This window comes from Haemophilus sp. Marseille-P9675 (assembly GCF_916862695.1).
Classification (GTDB): domain Bacteria; phylum Pseudomonadota; class Gammaproteobacteria; order Enterobacterales; family Pasteurellaceae; genus Haemophilus; species Haemophilus haemolyticus_K.
Window position 1 is genome coordinate 241,910 of sequence record NZ_CAKASP010000002.1, and the last position, 15,313, is coordinate 257,222.

Consider the following 15,313-nt stretch of genomic DNA (forward strand, 5'->3'; position numbering starts at 1 on the left):
ACTTTCAAAATCCTCTTCTCTATTAATATAAAGAATTCTGGCTCCCTGTATTACTAATTAATATCAGAGTAACTATTTTGAGACTTAAGCTTGCTCTCAATTTCAATGAATTTAAGACTTATAAATAAATTTAATTAAAAAATCCCAACCTAGGTTGGGATTTAAAAATGACTAAAGATTCTACCGCACTTTATGCTTTGCTTACTTCAAAACGTTCAAATGCCAATACTTTTTTCTCTAATTTACGTAGCAATAAAGTCGCAATACCCGTAATAATTAAATAGATGCCTCCCGCAATGCCGTAAATTGTCAGTGCATCATATTCTGTACCATAAAGTTGGCGAGCATAGCCCATAATGTCCATAATTGTAATAGTGGAGGCTAATGCCGTGCCTTTAAATACCAAAATAATTTCGTTACTGTAAGACGGCAAAGCACGTTTTAAGGCATAAGGAATTAAAATTTTTAAAGTTTGTATGCGGTTTAATCCTAATGCTGCACAACTTTCCCATTGTCCTTTTGGAATGGCTTTCACTGCACCATGAAATAATTGTGTGGAGTAGGCTGCACTGTTTAGCGCTAAAGCTAATGCTGCACAGAACCAGGCATTGGATAAGAGATACCATAATGGGCTGTCAATAATCCACTGAAATTGGCCCGGCCCCGCATAAATTAAAAAGAACTGAACTAACAGTGGCGTGCCAGTGAATAAAGTAAGGTATAAATTAATCGCTCTTTTTACCCATTTATTTTCCATTGAAAGTAAAAAAGTGAGAAATAATGCCAAACAGAAGGCAATCAGTAATGATACGACTGTAAGCAACAAACTCGTTGGAATCCCTTGTGCGATCACGCTTAAATATTCTTGAAACATTATTTCACGCCCCTTTCAAAACGAGTAAAACGTAGCTCTAATTTTCGAATACCAACTTGGCTAATTAATGTTACCGCTAAATAAATTAACGCAGCAATACCGTACCAAGTAAAGGGTTGATGTGTATTGGTATTAATCAGATCCGCTTGGCGCATCAAATCGTCCACACCAATCAATGAAACCAATGCTGTATCTTTTAGTAATACAAGCCATTGATTGCTTAAACCTGGTAAGGCATGACGCCATACTTGTGGCATGACAATGTGGATGAACGTATAACTTTTGCTTAAGCCTAACGCCGCACCAGACTCCCATTGACCTTTCGGAATAGCTTGAATTGCGCCGCGTAATGTTTGTGAAGCATAAGCTGCAAAAATGAGAGAAAGCGCAAATACACCGCAGCCAAATGCCCCAAATTCAATGTATTCTCCTGTTAGCATTTCTACTAATTCAGTGGAACCAAAATATACGAGTAATACAACGAGAATTTCAGGTAAGCCACGCAATAAGGCAATGAATACTGCCGTTGGTTTTCCAACAAAACGATTTGCTTCAAGTACGGCAAAAATTAGGCTTAAAAATAACCCTAGGATTAATGAACAGACCGCAAGCCCTAAAGTCATTAGGGCTGCGGTAAACATTAAAGAAAGAAAATCAGAACTCATAGATTATTTTGTCATCCATTTATCATAGATTTTTTGGTATTCACCATTTGCTTTAATTGCAGCTAAACCTTTGTTTAATTGCTCCGCTAATTCTTTATTTGATTTATGCATTGCAATGCCTAAACCATTACCAAAATATTTTTTATTTGCTACCTTTTCGCCTACAAATTGCATTTCTGGTTCTTTGCTAATCATATCTGCAAGTACTGCGGTATCACCAAAAATCATATCAATTCTACCGCTCTTTAAGTCTAAAATTGCGCTCTGTAAGCTAGCATAAGCCTTAGTTGTATATTGTTTGGTTTCTGCTACTGTGTATTGTTGGAATGTGGTTCCATTTTGAACGCCAACATTTTTTGCACTTTCTAACGTTGCTTTTCCTTTAAGGGTTACATAGCTTGCAGTGCTATCGTAATATGCATCAGAGAATAAAACCTGTTTTGCTCTTGCATCGGTAATATCAATAGCGGAAATGGATGCATCAAAGCGTTTTGCTTTTAAATTTGGAATTAATGCATCAAAAGCTTCGCCTTTGAATTTACAGGTTGCTTGGATTTCTTTACAAATTGCATTCGCCACATCGACATCAAAACCAATAATCTCGCCTTTTTCATTTGTGGTTTCAAATGGTGGATAGCTAGGTTCCATTGCAAAAGTAAGCTCTTGTGCGCTTGCTGTTACGGATGCGCCGAATAAAATTGCAGTTAATAATGTTTTTTTCATAATAAAATCCTTATTCTCTAGTGAGAAAGATATTGTTTAAATTGTTCAGTTTTCGGGTTTTCAAAACAATCTGCCGAGCCTATTTCGACAATTTTTCCCTGTTCCATATATACTACTTTCGTTGCTACTTTTTGTGCAACATTGACTTCGTGGGTCACAATCACCTGAGTAATGCCGGTTTCTTGTAATTCTTTAATAATATCTACAACTTGTGCCGTAATTTCAGGATCCAATGCAGCCGTTGGTTCATCAAATAGTAGAACTTGTGGCTTCATCATCAGTGCGCGGGCTATTGCAACACGTTGTTGCTGACCGCCTGATAAGTGTAACGGAAAGCGATCTGCAAATTGTTCTAAACGTAAACGTTTTAACAACTCCATTGCATCTGCTTTGGCTTCATTTTCACTTACGCCACGCACTTTCATTGGCGCTTCAATTAAGTTTTCAATAACAGTTAAGTGCGGCCAAAGGTGATATTGTTGAAATACCATTCCTACATCTTGGCGTAATTGTCGGATTGCTTTGGGATTTGCCATTGCATTGGATAAATTAAAATCATTATTTGCAATACTTAATTCGCCAGATTTTGGTACTTCTAATAAATTTAATGTGCGAATCAATGTGCTTTTACCTGCGCCACTTGGGCCAAGCAATACAACGGTATCACCCTCATTAGCTTCAAGATTAATATCAAATAATGCTTGAGATGAACCGTAAAAGAAATTTAGATTTTTAACACGAATAGTCATTTCAATTTTCTCGTCTTTTAAGATGAAAAAATATTACATTTTTATGAATAATTATGCAAGTGGTGTGAATAAAAAATCCCAAAAAAATTTGGGATTTTAGAAATTCGATTGAAATCAACCGCACTTTAAGCTTCTTTAGCCATTTCAAACTCAATTAACATCATTAAAATATGAATGACTTTGATATGGATTTCTTGAATACGATCTGCATAACGGAAATGTGGTACACGGATTTCAACATCTGCTAATCCAGCCATTTTTCCGCCGTCTTTACCTGTCATCGCAATAACTTTCATGCCTTTTGCTTTTGCAGCTTCAATGGCGTTTAAAATGTTTTTTGAATTGCCAGAGGTTGATAAACCGAATAACACATCACCTTTTTGACCCACCGCTTCAACATAGCGTGAAAAGACATATTCATAACCAAAATCATTACTTACACAGCTTAAATGACTTACATCTGAAATCGCAATAGCGGGGTAGCCAGGACGATTTTCACGATAACGACCCGTTAATTCTTCTGCAAAATGCATCGCATCACAGTGCGAACCGCCATTACCACAAGAAAGCACTTTGCCTCCTTGTTTGAAGCTATTTGAAATTAATAATGCGGCTTCTTGAATTAATTTAATGTTATTTTCATCAGAAATAAATTTGTTTAACACATCTTGTGCTTCCACAAGTTCTGCTTTGATTTGATCTAAATACATTGATTGCTCCTTGTTGGGAATAAAATCTCGATGGCATTGTATAGCAGATAAACATTCTTCGCTAGAGTAAATAAAAATTCATCTTTTCCCGATGAAGTGATGATTTTTTGCGATTTAGATCGTAATAGTGAATTTGCGTGCTTTTAGATTATTCTAGATAAACTTATTCTGAGAAAAGTGACCAGCACTTAAATTTACAAAAACATCATGAAATTTTACCGCACTTTGTTACTTTTCTTCGTGAGCTCTTTCGCTTTGGCTAACCCAGATTTAATGCTTCTTCATACCTACGATAATCAACCAATAGAAGGTTGGGTGATGTCTGAAAAATTAGATGGTGTACGCGGTTATTGGGATGGAAAGCAATTATTAACCCGGCAGGGGCAACGTTTATCACCGCCATCCTATTTCATTAAGGATTTTCCGCCTTTTGCGATTGATAGTGAATTATTTAGTGAGCGGAATCATTTTGAAGAAATTTCATCAATCACAAAATCTTTTAAAGGCGATGGTTGGGAAAAACTGAAATTGTATGTTTTTGATGTGCCTGATGCAGAAGGCAATTTATTTGATCGTTTAGCTAAATTGAAAGCGTATTTACTTGAACATCCAACAACTTACATTGAAATTATTGAACAAATCCCAGTGAGAGATAAAGCGCATTTATATGAGTTTCTTAGTCAAATCGAGTCTTTGAAGGGGGAAGGCGTCGTTGTTCGAGATCCTTATGCACCTTATGAACGAAAACGTAGCCATCGAATTTTAAAATTAAAAACGGCTCAAGATGAAGAATGTACGGTCATTGCACATCATAAAGGCAAAGGACAATTTGAAAATGTGATGGGTGCTTTAACTTGTAAAAATCATCGGGGAGAATTTAAAATTGGTTCGGGTTTTAATTTAAACGAACGAGAAAATCCTCCTCCAATTGGAACAATGATTACTTATAAATATCGAGGCCTTACGAATAGTGGAAAACCTCGATTTGCAACCTATTGGCGAGAGAAAAAATGAGCCTATTTATCAGTCTGACAAAATAAATTTAATCAATATGGAAACAAGCGATTAATTTGCCATCAATATGTTGCTCCAAGTGCGGTTGATTTTCACGGCATTTTTCTGTTGCTTTCCAACAACGAGGATTAAATGCACAGCCTTTTGGCGGATTAATCGGGCTTGGCAATTCACCCGTCAACTTTATACGTTCACGGCGCAAGTTTGGTGACAAACGTGGGGTCGCTGAAAGTAACGCTTTGGTATAAGGATGTTGAGGATTAGAGAAGATTTGTTCTTTTGTTCCTTTTTCAACACAACGACCTAGATACATCACCATCACTTCATCGGCGATATGCTCTACCACGGAAAGATCGTGCGAAATGAAAACGTAAGACAAGCCTAATTCATCTTGTAAATCCATCATTAAATTCAGTACTTGCGCACGCACGGAAACATCTAATGCAGAAACAGGTTCATCGGCAACAACAACATCGGGATCTAACATTAAACCACGAGCAATGGCGATACGCTGGCGTTGTCCGCCTGAAAACATATGAGGATAACGATCATAAAATTCAGCGCGCAACCCCACTTTTTCCATCATTGATAAAACTTTTTCTCGACGTTCTTTGGCAGAAAGTTTTGTATTGATGATCAATGGTTCTTCCAAAATTGAACCAATTTTTTTGCGTGGATTTAATGACGCATAAGGATTTTGGAAAACTATTTGAATTTTTTTACGACGTAGAGCCTTTGTTTCATGAGCATTTTCTAAAAAATTATGCCCTTTATAATACAATTCGCCTTCGCTGGGTTCTTCAATCATTGTCAATAAACGCCCTAGCGTTGATTTACCACAACCGGATTCTCCCACGACAGCTAAAGTTTTACCTCGTTCAAGCTGAAAAGAGACACCATCTAACGCTTTTACTTGCTGTGGTTTTGCAAACAAGCCTTTTTTTACAGGGTAATATTTTTTTAAGCCAATCGCATTTAATAATGGCGTATTTTCTTTTCCTTCATTCGTCATTATTAAGCTCCTTGATATTCAACAGGATTGCCTTGTTCGTTCAGCGGAGTATGGCATTTTACTTTACGCGAACCGATATGGTGCAATTGAGGTTCGACTTGGCGACAGTATTCGGTTGCATAAGGACAGCGAGGATTTAATAAGCAGCCTGTTGGGCGATCGTATTTTCCAGGTACCACACCTTGTAATGACTCTAAGCGAGATTTTCCTTCTGCGAATTCAGGTAATGAACGTAATAAGGCTTGAGTGTAAGGGTGTTTTGGCTCGCGGAAAATATCTTTTGCGGTGCCTTCTTCAACGATTTGTCCTGAATACATCACGATAATTCGATCTGCAGCTTCAGCAACAAGCGCAAGATCATGGGTAATCAAAATCAGCGACATGCATTCTTTTTTCTGCAATTCGAGTAAGAGCTCCATAATTTGTGCTTGAATGGTTACGTCCAATGCAGTAGTTGGCTCGTCAGCAATCAATAATTTAGGTCTGCAAGCAATTGCCATCGCAATCATTACACGCTGGCTCATTCCGCCAGAAAGCTGATGGGGATAAATATCAATCCGAGATTCAGGATCTGGGATACCGACCAATCTTAAAAGCTCTAAAGTGCGGTCTTTTCTTGCCTTTTTTGTACCGCCTTCATGAGTTTTTAACGCCTCCATAATTTGGAAACCGACAGTATAAGCTGGATTCAAGCTTGTCATCGGATCTTGGAAAATCATTGCTACATCAGCACCAATAAGCTGGCGTTTAGCTTTACTCTCTAAAGTGAGTAAATTTGTGTTTTCAAATTGCAAGGATTCTGCAGATACACGTCCTGGATGATCAATTAGCCCCATAATTGCGAGAGAACTCACAGATTTACCTGACCCCGATTCTCCCACAATGCCAAGCACTTCACCTTGTGCGACTTGATAGTTGATGCGATCCACTGCTTTAAATGGCGTATTTTTATCGCCAAAGTGAACAGAAAGTTCTTTTACGTCTAATAATGGCATTCTGTTTTCCTATTGTTTGAGTTTTGGATCAAGTGCATCGCGCAAGCCATCACCCATTAAGTTAAAGGCGAGAACTAAAGATAAAATAACTAAGCCAGGAATTGTAACCAACCAGTTTGCCGCTTGCATAAAACCACGTGCTTCAGAAAGCATTGCGCCAAGCTCAGGTGTTGGTGGTTTTGCACCAATGCCTAAGAAACCAAGTGTTGCAAGCTCTAAGATAGCGTTGGAAATGCCCATTGTCATTTGCACAATCAAGGGCGCTAAACAGTTTGGTAAAATCACAATAAACATGAGGCGAAGAACACCTGCGCCAGCGACTTTAGAGGAGGTGACATAATCACGATTTTTTTCATTCATCACCGCTGCTCGAGTTAAACGAACATAGCTAGGAATCGATACAACAGCGATCGCTAAAGTGGCATTGGCGAGTGATGGCTCTAAAATAGAGACGACTACAATCGTCAAGAGTAAGTTTGGAATCGCTAGCATAATATCAATTAGGCGAATAATAATTGTATCTAGCACGCCGCCATAATAACCAGAAATTAAGCCAAGGCTGGTACCAAAGGCACAAGATAGCAATACAATGACAAATCCCGCAAAGACGGAAATTCGCGTTCCGTAAATGATGCGAGAAAGGATATCTCGCCCAATGTCATCTGTGCCGAGTAAATAGGCAGGATTGCTGCCTTCATACCACGTCGGAGGCAGTAAAAGTGCGGTACGATTTTGTTCTGTTGGATCAAAAGGCGCAATATAAGGCGAGAAAATGCTGATTAAGGCAACAATCACAATAAAGGTTAAACCGATTAGCGCGCCTCGGTTTTGTTTGAAGTAAAACCAAAATTCTTGTAAGGGCGTTTTCGGCGCGAAAGTTGAATGCGTGTCAGACATAATTTCTCCTACAATTAATGACGGATACGCGGATTGACCACGCCGTAAAGTAAATCGACGGTTAAATTCACCACAATAATAATCGTCGCAATAATCAGTACAGAACCTTGTAATACTGGATAATCACGTGCTTGAATAGCATCAATAATCCATTTTCCAATTCCCGGCCATGAAAAAATGGTTTCTGTCAGTACGGCACCAGAAAGCAATTGACCAACGATTAATCCGACCACAGTGACAACAGGAATTAACGCATTACGTAATGCATGCACAATGACGATTCGAGTATAACTTAGGCCTTTTGCTTTTGCCGTGCGAATGTAATCTTCACCTAACACTTCCAACATCGCAGATCGGGTCATACGAGTAATAATAGCGAGAGGAACTGTGCCTAGGACGATTGCTGGAAGAATTAAGGATTTAACCGCATTTTCGAAGGCTCCAGGCATACCAGAAAGCCAGCTGTCAATGAGCATAAATCCTGTTGGTGTATCGATCCAAAATTCATTATCTAAACGTCCGCCTTGCGGTAAACCGAGTTGTGGTGAAACATATAAAATTAAAATCAATCCCCACCAGAAAATTGGCATAGAATAACCTGTGAGCGATGCAGCTGTAACCGTGTGAGATATCCAACTCTCTTTTTTTACTGCTGCAATCGTGCCTAAAATCACTCCGCCTAATAACGACCAAAATAACGCAAAAAATGCTAATTCAGCTGTGGCAGGGAAAAGTGTAAAGAATTCAGTAAGAACAGGTTGTTGAGTGCGGAATGATGCCCCAAAATCACCTTGTAGCACTTTAGCAATATAATGAAAATATTGTTCATGCAAAGGAAGATCTAATCCTAATTGATGCATCATTTGTTGATGTATTTCAGGTGTTAAGCCACGTTCACCCATCATTATTTCAACTGGATCGCCAGGAATAAAATGCACAAGGGCAAAAGTGATAAAAGTGATGGCAATAAAGGTTGGAATTACCATTAAGATACGCTTGAAGAAAAATTTAAACATTCAATCACTCAAATACAAAAAAAGTGCAGTTAAAATTCACCGCACTTTTCAAAGAAATTAATCGGTAGAAGTAAAACTCTCCTGGATTCTACCGCACTTTTTCCAGTTTTGCCAAATGTGCAATGAGCCATTTAATGCCTTGCGCTTGGAAGGCAATTTGGAGGCGAGTATTGTTATCTGATCCTTCGACGTTAATGACTGTGCCAAAACCGAATTTTTCATGTTTGACTTTTTGACCCATTTTCCATTCATTTTCGACCGCACTGGTATTGGACAATGAACCGACTTTTGCTAGATTCATTGCGCGCGTGACAGTTCCTCGTAAACGAATTTCTTGGATACATTCTCTCGGTAATTCGGCGATAAACCGTGATGGTAAATGGCGTTCTTCTTTTGCATATAACCGACGGCTTTCCGCATAAGAGATTGTTAGTTTTTTCTTCGCGCGAGTAATGCCGACATAAGCTAAACGACGTTCTTCTTCTAAACGTCCCGGTTCTTCAAAAGAACGGAAACTTGGGAATAAACCTTCTTCTACGCCAACCATAAATACACGAGGAAATTCTAGACCTTTCGCAGAGTGCAACGTCATCATTTCTACACAAGATTGATGTGGCGAGGCTTGTTCTTCACCCGCTTCTAAAGAGGCGTGAGTTAAAAAGGCAGTGAGTTCCGTCATATCTTCTGTATCATCAGGTTTGATGAATTCACGGGTTGCCGTGACTAATTCTTCCAAGTTTTCAATCCGCACTTCGCCTTTTTCACCTTTTTCTTGTTTATACATTTCATATAAACCTGAATGTTTAATCACGAAATCGGTTTGTGCGAAAAGCGGCATTTCTGCGGTATCACGTTGTAGTGAATTAATTAATTCCTGGAAACGCAATAATGCTGTTGAGGCTCGCCCAGCCAACATATTTTCTTGTGTTGCGACTTGTACTGCTTGCCATAAGGTAATTTGGCGTTCGCGGGTTAAGTTGCGCAATATATCTAAAGTGCGGTCGCCAATGCCACGCGTTGGCGTATTAATTACACGCTCAAAAGCTGCATCATCTTGACGATTATTAATCAAACGAAGATAGGCTAAAGCATCTTTAATTTCTTGACGTTCGAAGAAACGCATACCGCCATAAATACGATATGGAATTTGACAACGAATTAAGGCTTCTTCAATAACACGTGATTGGCTATTACTACGATAAAGTACAGCGCAATCATCAAGTTTTCCGCCATGTTCTACCCAATCCTGAATTTGTGAGGCAACAAATTTTGCTTCGTCCAATTCATTAAAGGCGGCATAGATGCCCACAGGATCGCCTTTTTCACCCTCTGTCCATAAATTTTTACCAAGACGATCAGTATTGTTTGCAATTAATTCATTTGCGCTGTTTAGGATATTGGCGGTAGAACGATAGTTTTGTTCAAGGCGGATTGTTTCGGCTTTGAAATCTTTCAAGAATTTTTGAATATTTTCGATTTGTGCGCCACGCCAACCGTATATAGATTGATCGTCATCGCCTACTATCATGACTTTGCCCGTTTCTCCAGCAAGAATTTTAATCCACTTATATTGAATTTTATTGGTGTCTTGAAATTCATCCACCAAAATATGCTGAAAACGTTGTTGATAACGTTGCAGAATTAATGGTTTTTTCTCAAATAATTCATAGGCCCGAATTAATAATTCAGCAAAATCGACCAATCCTGCACGATCGCAAGTGTCTTGATAGATCTTATAAATTTTAATCCATTCACGCTCTTGACGATCATTAAAATATTCAATGTCGTTTGGTCGCAAGCCTTCATCTTTTTTGTTATTGATGTACCAACAAGCCTGTTTCGGCGGAAAAGCTTTCTCATCAAAATTATGTAATTTTAATAACCGTTTAATTAAACGAAGTTGATCTTCTGAATCCAAAATTTGGAAATCTTGTGGCAATCCTACATCTAAATGATGAGCTCGCAATAAACGATGGGCAATGCTGTGAAAGGTGCCAATCCACATACCAAATAATTGATGTTGTGCGTGTTTAGCAAGGGTAGCTTGAATACGATGACGCATTTCTGCTGCTGCTTTATTGGTAAACGTTACTGCCATAATGCTGCCTTCAGAAATATTTTCTACCGCAATTAACCAAGCGATACGGTGTGTCAATACACGCGTTTTGCCAGAGCCTGCACCTGCTAGCACTAAGTGATTACCAAGAGGAGCAGCTACGGCTTCGCGTTGTTTATCGTTAAGTCCGTCAAGTAATTCAGAAATATCCATAACAATTAAACTGTTCAAATTTACAGTTATTATAATCCTATTTCTCTTTTGAAACAATAAGATTTGTAGGTATATCAAAAGTAGGGTAAAACATTTTCGAATAATATTAAGCAGGATTATCTATATCCTTAAACTCAACATCAAAACCATATGCTTTAGAAAGCCATTCTCCTAATATTTTTATACCATAGCGTTCTGTTGCGTGATGACCAGCAGCAAAAAAATGAATGCCCTGTTCACGTGCAGAATGAATAGTTTGCTCAGATACCTCACCTGTAACAAATGCATCACAGCCTTGCGCAGCAGCAAGATCAATATAACCTTGTCCTCCTCCTGTACAAATTCCTACTTTTCGAATCAGGCACGGACCATTTTCAATACAAATTAATGGCTTTCTATTCAAAACTTTTTCTATTTTCTCTGCAAATTCTTCTCCCGTCATAGGGGATCGCAATTCCCCCCAAACAGGAATGCTCATCGGCGACTTTTCTAGTGGGTGTAACTGTTCAATACCAAGTAATTCTGCTAACTGGGCGTTATTTCCTAATTCAGAATGAATATCTAATGGTAAATGATAGCTATATAAATTTATATCATTCACAAGCAAACTTTTTATTCGTTTACCTTTCATTCCTCGAATACAAGGATTTTCACTTTTCCAAAAATAGCCATGATGAACAATAATAGCATCAGCATCTTGCTCAATGGCATAATTAATCAATGCTTGACTTGCTGTAACTCCTGTAATGATTTTATGAACATTTACTTTGCCTTCTACTTGCAAACCATTTGGCGCATAGTCAGTGATTTTTTCAGAATTAAGTTTTAGGTTAAGAAGTTGCTCAAGTTCAATGTTATTCATAATTAATATAAATAGGAAAAAGATAAGATATGGTACAAAATTCCAAAAAAAATGGCTAGCACAAAGGAGTGGGGGAAGTGTGCTAGCCAGGTTTGATTATGATTACTATCCTAAAACAGGAATCATTATATACTAAATTATATATCGATCAATAAAAAAATAATATTTCTTTCTATTACTCAATACCAATCAATTTATGTGTTTGTAAACTTAGCTGCCATTTAGGTTTATTTGGGCGTTGATTCAACTGACCAAGTAAAGTGATAGTCTCAAGTAAATTCATTTCCCCCGCAATTTCACAAGGTGAAAGATAGTAATTCTCTGCTTTTATTTTTTTCTCAATCAATTCACAAAATGATGATATATTACCATCCATGACAATACGTACTTCATTTGCAAATGGAATACAGCGCTTTTCATACTTATGCGCATAAAGGCTCTTAGGACTCGTCGCAATATAATCTATTTGAGCAGGAACTGTCTTTAGACCATTAGTTTCAATTGCAAGAAAATAGCCATCTGCTTTAAATTGCTCAAGTAAATATTCAATTTTTGGCACAATTGTTGGCTCACCACCAGTGATGATAATATTCTTTGATGGAAAGGACCGCACTTTTTCCAAAATCTGTGATACAGACCAGCGTTTAAAATCATTATAAGGTGTATCACACCAAGGACAGTCCAGATTACATTTACCAAATCGTACAAAAATACTTGGCATTCCCGTATTGAACCCTTCTCCTTGTAGACTTTCAAAAATCTCAACTATATTAAAGTGCGGTTCAAAATTATGATATTTTTCCACCGACACTTACTCCTGATACTCACAAAACGAAGTTGGGGTTTCCCATAAACGAATGGCTGATATAGCCAGTTGTTCATCATGTTTTAAACGATTAAAAATAAAACGAGCCATTTCTTCTGCCGTCGTTCTAAAAGGAACACCAAACGTTTTTGAGTTTAACTTTTGCAATAGCGCGGCAATTTGGCTTTCTCGCTCACTGGTTTGATCATAAATGAATGCATGATCCATCGGATCTAAAATAGTTTTTTTCACAATAGACTTTAGATCTGAAAAATCAATGACCATTGCTTTTTTTGCACCAGACTCATATAAATCACCCGAAATTTCAACTTGTAATTTATATGTGTGCCCATGTAAATTTTGACATTTCCCGTCATGCCCATCTAATAAATGTGCCATATCAAAGCTAAATTCTTTGGAAATTTTAAACATTTTTTCCACCTTTCTGAGCCAAATATTCCTTCAGACCTTTATCGCGTAAAATACAACTTGGGCATTGACTACATCCTCCATCTACACCTTCATAACAAGTATGAGTATAGTTACGCACATAGTCTAACACTCCTAACTCATCAGCAAGTTGCCAAGTCTGTGCTTTGGTGAGATACATTAATGGCGTTTTGATGTTAAATTGATAATCCATTGCAAGATTTAATGTGACATTCATAGACTTTATAAACACGTCTCGACAATCGGGATAACCACTAAAATCCGTTTCACAAACACCGGTAATAATATCTTGAATACCCTGTCCTTTGGCATAAATTGCAGCATAAAGCAAAAACAATGCATTACGGCCATCAACAAAAGTATTGGGTAATTTATTATCTTTTTGTTCAATATGTACGTTCTCATCCATTAAAGCATTGTGAGTGATGGCTTTAATAATAGAAGTATCAATAAATGTTTGTTTCACGCCTAAATCTTGTGCAATCCATTTTGCTTTTTCTAATTCAATTGAATGACGTTGTCCATACTGAAATGTCATAGTTTCAACATTTTCTTTGCCATATTCAGCAATAGCTTGAAACAAACAGGTGGTGGAGTCTTGCCCACCAGAAAAGATAACAATCGCTTTACGATTATAATTTGGATTGGAAATATTCATATTTTACCTAGTTTTTTTATGTAGGAGGTTTGCGAACTACGAATTGAGGACGAGCATTCTAGTGCTAAATAAGATCTTTTACAATAAAAATGGCTACCTAATTGAGTAGCCATTTAAATATTTACTTCCAAATACGGTAATCTAATACTCTCTTACTTAACTCTGGATAATTACTGATATTAAATTCAGGTGTTTTTCCAGATCTAAGTTGACGTTGATAGTCTTTCATTAATTTCCATACAATAGGAGAAAGCATTAAAATAGCCACTAAATTAATAATAGCCATCACCGCCATCACAGTATCCGCAAAACTCCAAACAACATTTCCTGATCGTACTGCACCAAAATAAACAAAAAAGAGTACCATTAATCGGAATAAAAAAATAAACCAAGGTTTATTCTTAATAAAACGAATATTACTCTCCGCATAGGCATAGTTCCCAATAATGGAAGAATAAGCAAATAACAATAAAATAAAAGCAAGAAAATGCACGCCAAATTCACCGACATGATATTGTAATGCCGTTTGCGTAAGAGAAATACTTTTAAGTGTTTCATTACCATAATTATTGGAAAGCAAAATAATAATTGCCGTACAAGTACAAACAATCATGGTATCAACAAACACTCCCAGCATTTGAACTAATCCTTGACTAACTGGGTGTTTTACATGGGCTGCGGCTGCAGCATTTGGTGCCGATCCCATTCCTGCTTCGTTCGAAAATAACCCACGTTTAATCCCCATCATCATAGCTTTTGACACTAATGCTCCAAACATGCCTCCTGCTGCAGCATCAAAATTAAATGCACTTTTAATAATATTACTTAAAACACTGGGAATCATTTCTGTATGCATTCCCAAAATGATCACTGCCATAATAAGATAAAAAAGTGCCATCATTGGGACTAAGCTACTTGAAATTACTGCAATACGCTTAATTCCACCAAAAATAATAAGCGCAGTTAAAATCACTAATGCAAGACCAACGTATTCACCTTGCCAATTCCAAGCATTTTGAGTTGCTTCAACAATAGAATTAGCCTGAACAGAATTAAATGCGAAACCAAAGGTAAAAATTAATGCCACAGCAAATGAAACTGCCATGCAACGTGATTGTAATCCTTGAATAATGTAGTATGCGGGGCCACCGCGAAATGAGCCATCTTTATCTTGAACTTTAAATAATTGTGCCAAGGTTGATTCAGCAAAAGCACTTGACATACCAATAAATGCAGTCACCCACATCCAGAATACTGCACCTTCTCCACCCAATGCAATAGCCGTTGCTACCCCACCAATATTGCCTACTCCTACACGGCTAGCTAATCCTGTAGCAAAGGCTTGAAATGGTGTAAGAGAATTCCCCTCGGTTGCTCTACCAAACCACATTTCTCGAATACTTGCTGGGAAAAGGCGAAACTGTACAAATCCAGTTGTTATAGTAAAAAACAATCCTGTACCTAATAAAATAATAATAGTGATATCCCATAAAGGAGCATCAATGTGTGAAACAATCCAACTTAATGCTTGTTCCAAAATTTTAGAAAATTCAAACTCCATAAAACACCCTCAAAAAGTAAAAATCTAATTATATGAATTCAAGGTATAATTTC

At 37.5% G+C, this 15,313-nt stretch carries 16 protein-coding genes and 1 riboswitch; of the genes, 1 reads left to right on the forward strand and 15 read right to left on the reverse strand.

What is annotated here, in order from left to right; translation table 11 throughout:
- Positions 1 to 190: 190 nt before the first annotated feature.
- The 5 genes from artM to lpcA form a co-directional block, all read right to left on the reverse strand.
- Positions 191 to 874: an arginine ABC transporter permease ArtM gene (gene artM / locus LIX50_RS04810; protein WP_048952865.1), complete on the reverse strand. Its 684-nt coding sequence runs from the start codon at positions 872 to 874 to the stop codon at positions 191 to 193.
- Positions 874 to 1,539 carry an arginine ABC transporter permease ArtQ gene (gene artQ / locus LIX50_RS04815; RefSeq protein WP_048952864.1) on the reverse strand — a complete coding sequence of 222 codons (666 nt, stop codon included), beginning with the start codon at positions 1,537 to 1,539 and terminating at the stop codon, positions 874 to 876. Before artQ ends, artM begins: the two co-directional genes overlap by 1 nt.
- Before the next feature lie 3 nt (positions 1,540 to 1,542).
- Positions 1,543 to 2,262, reverse strand: a complete 720-nt coding sequence (locus LIX50_RS04820) for a lysine/arginine/ornithine ABC transporter substrate-binding protein (protein ID WP_046950422.1) — start codon at positions 2,260 to 2,262, stop codon at positions 1,543 to 1,545.
- A 17-nt stretch (positions 2,263 to 2,279) separates the two neighbouring features.
- On the reverse strand, positions 2,280 to 3,011 hold the full coding sequence (gene artP / locus LIX50_RS04825; protein ID WP_048952863.1) for an arginine ABC transporter ATP-binding protein ArtP: 732 nt from the start codon (positions 3,009 to 3,011) through the stop codon (positions 2,280 to 2,282).
- 125 nt (positions 3,012 to 3,136) lie between these two features.
- On the reverse strand, positions 3,137 to 3,721 hold the full coding sequence (gene lpcA, locus LIX50_RS04830; RefSeq protein WP_005634962.1) for a D-sedoheptulose 7-phosphate isomerase: 585 nt from the start codon (positions 3,719 to 3,721) through the stop codon (positions 3,137 to 3,139).
- 207 nt (positions 3,722 to 3,928) lie between these two features.
- On the opposite strand from lpcA, the gene LIX50_RS04835 reads away from it, so the two are divergent.
- Entirely contained in the window at positions 3,929 to 4,735 is an 807-nt protein-coding gene (locus tag LIX50_RS04835) for a DNA ligase (RefSeq protein ID WP_048952862.1), read from the forward strand.
- Between the two features lie 28 nt (positions 4,736 to 4,763).
- On the opposite strand, the gene LIX50_RS04840 is transcribed toward LIX50_RS04835, so the two are convergent.
- The 10 genes from LIX50_RS04840 to LIX50_RS04885 all read right to left on the reverse strand — a co-directional run bounded on the left by LIX50_RS04840 (position 4,764) and on the right by LIX50_RS04885 (position 15,260).
- Complete coding sequence (locus LIX50_RS04840; protein WP_048952861.1) at positions 4,764 to 5,747, reverse strand: peptide ABC transporter ATP-binding protein; 984 nt, start codon at positions 5,745 to 5,747, stop codon at positions 4,764 to 4,766.
- 2 nt (positions 5,748 to 5,749) lie between these two features.
- The gene (gene dppD / locus LIX50_RS04845) at positions 5,750 to 6,742 is read right to left on the reverse strand and encodes a dipeptide ABC transporter ATP-binding protein (protein WP_048952860.1); all 993 of its coding nucleotides are present in this window, start codon (positions 6,740 to 6,742) and stop codon (positions 5,750 to 5,752) included.
- Positions 6,743 to 6,751: 9 nt separating this feature from the next.
- Positions 6,752 to 7,639, reverse strand: coding sequence for an ABC transporter permease subunit (locus tag LIX50_RS04850; RefSeq protein ID WP_048952859.1), 888 nt, complete (start codon positions 7,637 to 7,639; stop codon positions 6,752 to 6,754).
- A gap of 14 nt (positions 7,640 to 7,653) precedes the next feature.
- Positions 7,654 to 8,655 carry an ABC transporter permease subunit gene (locus tag LIX50_RS04855; protein ID WP_048952858.1) on the reverse strand — a complete coding sequence of 334 codons (1,002 nt, stop codon included), beginning with the start codon at positions 8,653 to 8,655 and terminating at the stop codon, positions 7,654 to 7,656.
- A gap of 88 nt (positions 8,656 to 8,743) precedes the next feature.
- Positions 8,744 to 10,924 (reverse strand): DNA helicase II, encoded by a 2,181-nt coding sequence (gene uvrD / locus LIX50_RS04860; protein WP_048952857.1) that lies wholly within the window; start codon positions 10,922 to 10,924, stop codon positions 8,744 to 8,746.
- A gap of 106 nt (positions 10,925 to 11,030) precedes the next feature.
- Positions 11,031 to 11,786: a Nif3-like dinuclear metal center hexameric protein gene (locus tag LIX50_RS04865; protein WP_048952856.1), complete on the reverse strand. Its 756-nt coding sequence runs from the start codon at positions 11,784 to 11,786 to the stop codon at positions 11,031 to 11,033.
- 175 nt (positions 11,787 to 11,961) lie between these two features.
- Entirely contained in the window at positions 11,962 to 12,597 is a 636-nt protein-coding gene (locus LIX50_RS04870; protein WP_048952855.1) for a 7-carboxy-7-deazaguanine synthase QueE, read from the reverse strand.
- A complete protein-coding gene (gene queD, locus LIX50_RS04875) occupies positions 12,598 to 13,023 on the reverse strand; it encodes a 6-carboxytetrahydropterin synthase QueD (protein ID WP_048952854.1) in 426 nt (141 codons plus the stop codon). It abuts the gene before it with no gap.
- Positions 13,016 to 13,699: a 7-cyano-7-deazaguanine synthase QueC gene (gene queC, locus LIX50_RS04880; protein ID WP_140449933.1), complete on the reverse strand. Its 684-nt coding sequence runs from the start codon at positions 13,697 to 13,699 to the stop codon at positions 13,016 to 13,018. Before queC ends, queD begins: the two co-directional genes overlap by 8 nt.
- A gap of 1 nt (position 13,700) precedes the next feature.
- Positions 13,701 to 13,745, reverse strand: a riboswitch (PreQ1 riboswitch).
- A gap of 75 nt (positions 13,746 to 13,820) precedes the next feature.
- On the reverse strand, positions 13,821 to 15,260 hold the full coding sequence (locus tag LIX50_RS04885; protein ID WP_048952852.1) for an alanine/glycine:cation symporter family protein: 1,440 nt from the start codon (positions 15,258 to 15,260) through the stop codon (positions 13,821 to 13,823).
- Positions 15,261 to 15,313 lie beyond the last annotated feature (53 nt).

What these genes read in the sequence shown, in the direction of transcription:
- LIX50_RS04850 (WP_048952859.1), bottom strand. Translation starts at nt 7,639, where the DNA reads ATGTCTGACACGCATTCAACTTTCGCGCCGAAAACGCCCTTACAAGAA.
- LIX50_RS04865 (WP_048952856.1), bottom strand. Translation starts at nt 11,786, where the DNA reads ATGAATAACATTGAACTTGAGCAACTTCTTAACCTAAAACTTAATTCT.
- LIX50_RS04835 (WP_048952862.1), top strand. Translation starts at nt 3,929, where the DNA reads ATGAAATTTTACCGCACTTTGTTACTTTTCTTCGTGAGCTCTTTCGCT.
- LIX50_RS04855 (WP_048952858.1), bottom strand. Translation starts at nt 8,655, where the DNA reads ATGTTTAAATTTTTCTTCAAGCGTATCTTAATGGTAATTCCAACCTTT.
- queC (WP_140449933.1), bottom strand. Translation starts at nt 13,699, where the DNA reads ATGAATATTTCCAATCCAAATTATAATCGTAAAGCGATTGTTATCTTT.
- lpcA (WP_005634962.1), bottom strand. Translation starts at nt 3,721, where the DNA reads ATGTATTTAGATCAAATCAAAGCAGAACTTGTGGAAGCACAAGATGTG.
- artQ (WP_048952864.1), bottom strand. Translation starts at nt 1,539, where the DNA reads ATGAGTTCTGATTTTCTTTCTTTAATGTTTACCGCAGCCCTAATGACT.
- LIX50_RS04840 (WP_048952861.1), bottom strand. Translation starts at nt 5,747, where the DNA reads ATGACGAATGAAGGAAAAGAAAATACGCCATTATTAAATGCGATTGGC.
- uvrD (WP_048952857.1), bottom strand. Translation starts at nt 10,924, where the DNA reads ATGGATATTTCTGAATTACTTGACGGACTTAACGATAAACAACGCGAA.
- LIX50_RS04820 (WP_046950422.1), bottom strand. Translation starts at nt 2,262, where the DNA reads ATGAAAAAAACATTATTAACTGCAATTTTATTCGGCGCATCCGTAACA.
- LIX50_RS04885 (WP_048952852.1), bottom strand. Translation starts at nt 15,260, where the DNA reads ATGGAGTTTGAATTTTCTAAAATTTTGGAACAAGCATTAAGTTGGATT.
- artM (WP_048952865.1), bottom strand. Translation starts at nt 874, where the DNA reads ATGTTTCAAGAATATTTAAGCGTGATCGCACAAGGGATTCCAACGAGT.
- queD (WP_048952854.1), bottom strand. Translation starts at nt 13,023, where the DNA reads ATGTTTAAAATTTCCAAAGAATTTAGCTTTGATATGGCACATTTATTA.
- artP (WP_048952863.1), bottom strand. Translation starts at nt 3,011, where the DNA reads ATGACTATTCGTGTTAAAAATCTAAATTTCTTTTACGGTTCATCTCAA.
- dppD (WP_048952860.1), bottom strand. Translation starts at nt 6,742, where the DNA reads ATGCCATTATTAGACGTAAAAGAACTTTCTGTTCACTTTGGCGATAAA.